This window comes from Promicromonospora kroppenstedtii DSM 19349 (genome assembly GCF_000515355.1).
Taxonomy (GTDB): domain Bacteria; phylum Actinomycetota; class Actinomycetes; order Actinomycetales; family Cellulomonadaceae; genus Promicromonospora; species Promicromonospora kroppenstedtii.
Genome location: NZ_KI911744.1, coordinates 139,048 through 142,482, shown reverse-complemented (window position 1 = coordinate 142,482; position 3,435 = coordinate 139,048). Strand labels below are relative to the sequence as shown.

At 72.2% G+C, this 3,435-nt stretch carries 5 protein-coding genes; all 5 read left to right on the top strand.

Annotated elements, in window-relative coordinates:
- A partial coding sequence (locus PROKR_RS24875; RefSeq protein ID WP_036968980.1) for a substrate-binding domain-containing protein occupies positions 1-387 on the top strand: 387 nt, incomplete at its 5' end.
- A gap of 72 nt (positions 388-459) precedes the next feature.
- Positions 460-822, top strand: coding sequence for an ArsR/SmtB family transcription factor (locus PROKR_RS24870; RefSeq protein WP_036968978.1), 363 nt, complete (start codon positions 460-462; stop codon positions 820-822).
- Between the two features lies 1 nt (position 823).
- Complete coding sequence (locus PROKR_RS24865; RefSeq protein ID WP_036968976.1) at positions 824-1,324, top strand: SRPBCC family protein; 501 nt, start codon at positions 824-826, stop codon at positions 1,322-1,324.
- Between the two features lie 206 nt (positions 1,325-1,530).
- Positions 1,531-2,940 (top strand): MFS transporter, encoded by a 1,410-nt coding sequence (locus PROKR_RS24860; protein ID WP_036968974.1) that lies wholly within the window; start codon positions 1,531-1,533, stop codon positions 2,938-2,940.
- Positions 2,941-3,099: 159 nt separating this feature from the next.
- On the top strand, positions 3,100-3,435 hold a 336-nt coding region (locus tag PROKR_RS36145; RefSeq protein WP_036968972.1), incomplete at its 3' end, for a hypothetical protein.

Genomic DNA, 3,435 nt, shown 5'->3' with positions numbered 1-3,435 from the left:
GACCACGGCCTGCGGCTCGCGGACCTGCCGGTGGTCGAGGCGGCGTTCACGCTCGACGGCGGCAAGGACGCCGCCCGCCAGATCATGGATGCCCACCCCGACGTCACCGCCGTCCTCGCGCTCAACGACGACATGGCCGTGGGGGTGCTGTCGGTGCTGGGGGAGCGGGGCGTCTCGGTGCCGGGCGACGTGTCGGTCACCGGGTTCGACGACGTCACCGTGGCCGGGCACCTGTCGCCCGCTCTGACCACCGTGCGCCTGCCGATGAAGCAGATGGGGCGGCAGGCGCTGGAGCTCGCCCTGCTGCCGCGGGCCGCGCGTGCCCGCCGTCGGACGGCGGAGCAGCGGCTGATGGTCCGCGCGTCGACGGCGCCGGTGCGGGGCTGAGGCGGCGCCGCGCGCACTTCGCCCACCCACGCCACTGGTTGACGCATTCCCATATGGGTATATGTTTGGGGTATGGCACGAGCAGCGACCACTACCGACGCGTTCAACGCGGTGGCCGAACCGCGCCGCCGCGAGATCCTCGACGCCCTGGCCGGCGGCGAGCTCGCGGTGGGCGACCTGGTCGAGCTGCTCGGGCTCGCCCAGCCGCAGGTGTCCAAGCACCTGCGGGTGTTGCGGGAGGTAGGGCTGGTGGACGTGCGCGACGACGGGCGCCATCGCCTCTACCGGGTCAACGGAGCGCCGTTGCGCGCCGTCCACGACTGGGTCTCGCAGTACGAGCGGCTCTGGAACGAGCGGTTCGACCTCATGGACGACGTGCTCGACGAGCTCGGGACACGACCACCGACCGATGCAGGAACCGGACAAGGAGACTGACATGACCACCACGACCAAGGGGAGCGCCGTCCTGACGCTCCCGACCGACACCGAGATCCTGGTGACTCGCGAGTTCAACGCGCCGCGTGCGCAGGTGTGGCGGGTGCTCACCGAGCCCGAGCTGATCCGGCGCTGGTGGGCCGGGCAGCGCGGCACGGTCACCGAGGCGACCGTCGACCTGCGGGTCGGCGGATCGTGGTGGTACGTGATGACCGCGAACGACGGCTCGGAGGTGGGGTTCCACGGCGAGTACCGCGAGATCGCGGCGCCGGAGCGGATGACGCACACGGAGGTGTTCGAGGGCATGCCCGACGGCGACTCCGAGCCCACCCTGAACCACTACACGCTCACCGAGCACGACGGGCGCACCACGCTCACCGTCCGCACGGTCGTCCCCAGCAAGGAGGTCCGGGACATGATCGTCGGCTCGGGCATGGAGGGTGGCATGCAGGAGGGCTACGACCTGGTCGAGGAGCTGGCTGTCGAGCTCGCGGCTGCCTGACGCCGTCGTCGGCGCAGTCCCGGCGGGCGGATCTCGGTTGGCGCGGGCAACTATGTAAGGTGCAGGTATCCCCCTCGTGCCCGGGCGGTGCTCGTGCTGCGAGCACGCCGAGCGTGCCGAGGTCCGCCCGCTCGTCGAAGGGTTGTCTGCCGCGCATGAGATTCCGCTTTCCCCCCGGTGGCCAGGACCGTTCTCGGCTCACGCGGATGCCGCGCCCGGGCCTGGTGATCGCCGTCCTCGCGTTCGCCGGCATGGGGGCGTCGTTCATGCAGACGATCCTGCTGCCGATCCAGGCGGAGCTGCCGACCCTGCTGGGCGTCTCGCGTGACGTGTCCGCCTGGGTGATCACGGTGACGCTGCTGGTGGCGGCGATCTGCACACCCATCTCCGGGCGGCTCGGCGACATGTACGGCAAGAAGACCGTCGCGCTCGCGCTGCTCGGCCTGCTGGCCCTGGGCTCCGTGGTCGCCGCGCTGTCACCGTCGGTGGTGCTCCTGATCGTCGGGCGCGGCCTGCAGGGCATGGGCATGGGCGTGGTCCCGCTCGGTATCTCGATCCTGCGCGACGTGCTGCACCGGGACCGGCTCGGCTCCGGCATCGCGCTGGTCAGCGCGACGCTCGGCGTCGGCGGAGCGCTCGGCCTGCCGATCAGTGCCTTCGTCACCGAGCGCTACGACTGGCACGTCGTGTTCTGGGTGGCGGCCGGGATCGGCCTGCTCGCGCTGGCGCTGGTCGCGTGGATCGTGCCCGTGAGCACGCTCCGCACGGGCGGGCGGCTCGACGTCGTCGGCGTGATCGGTCTCGCCATCGGCCTGACGGGGGTGCTGCTCGCGGTCTCGCGCGGCAACGACTGGGGCTGGGGGTCGCCGCGCACGCTCGGGCTGCTGCTCGGCGGGCTGTTCGTCCTGCTGGTGTGGGGCTGGTACGAGCTGCGCGTCTCGGAGCCCCTCGTGGACCTCCGGGTGACGGCGCGCGGCACCGTGCTGTTCACCAACCTGGCCTCCATCGCGATGGGCTTCGCGCTGTTCGCCTCGAACGTCGTGTTCCCGCAGCTCCTGGAGCTGCCGACGGCGGCCGGCGGCCTGGGGCTCAGCCTCATGCACGCGAGCCTGATCCTCATGCCGTCCGGCCTGGTGATGCTCGCCATGTCGCCCGTCGCGGGCCGGCTCGAGCACCGTTTCGGTCCCAAGCCGCTGCTCGCGGCGGGGTCGGCCGTCATCGCGATCTCGTACGTGATCGCCGTCGTGGTCGACCTCGACGTGTGGCACGTGCTCGTCGTCAACCTCGTGGTGGGCGTCGGCATCGGCCTGGGGTTCGCGGCCATGCCCGCCTTGATCATGCGGGTGGTGCCGTCGCACGAGACGGGCGCCGCCAACGGGCTCAACACGCTCATGCGGTCGCTGGGCACGACGTCGGCCGCCGCTGTCGTGGGCGGCGTGCTCGCCGCGGGCGGCGCGGAGCTGAACGGTGTGCCGGTGCCGTCGGACGACGCGTTCCGCACGGCGCTGCTGCTCGGCCTCCTCGCGTCGGTCGTGTGCACGGTGCTCGCGCTGCTCATCCCGCACCCGAAGCCGCCCGCCGATGAGCATCCCTCGCTCCCGGACGGGGTGCTGTAGGCAGCGCCTGGGGTTCGGGCGACGGCGCCGGGGTCCGCCCGGGCGACGTTTTCCACAGGCACCGGTCGCCCGGCGAGAACGGTCGCCCGATCCGTGGCAGGCTGTGCGCCATGTTGAGAACGACTCTCGTTCGCGTTCGAACGCACGGAGCGTGCTGACGTGGCGAACCTGCTGATGATCGAGAGCTGGCTCCAGTCGACCGGCCTCATGCTCCCGCCCCTGCTGCGTGACGCCGGCCACCGGTACGTCCTGATCACGCGCGACCCCGGCCTCTACGAGCTGCCCGACGGCACGCCCCATCCGGTGCTGGCGCTCGCCGCCGAGGTGGTCGTCGCCGAGACCAACGACGACGCCGCCCTCCTCGCGGAGGCGCGCGAGATCGCCGCCCGGGAGCGCGCCGCGGGCCGGTCCGTCGACGGCGTGCTGACGACCTGCGACTACTACCTGCCCGCCGTGGCGCTGGTCGCCGAGGGGCTGGGCCTGCCCGGGGCGCCC

Excerpts from the sequence above, each read along its gene's own strand:
- PROKR_RS24870 (WP_036968978.1), top strand. The coding sequence starts at position 460 with ATGGCACGAGCAGCGACCACTACCGACGCGTTCAACGCGGTGGCCGAA.
- PROKR_RS24865 (WP_036968976.1), top strand. The coding sequence starts at position 824 with ATGACCACCACGACCAAGGGGAGCGCCGTCCTGACGCTCCCGACCGAC.
- PROKR_RS24860 (WP_036968974.1), top strand. The coding sequence starts at position 1,531 with ATGCCGCGCCCGGGCCTGGTGATCGCCGTCCTCGCGTTCGCCGGCATG.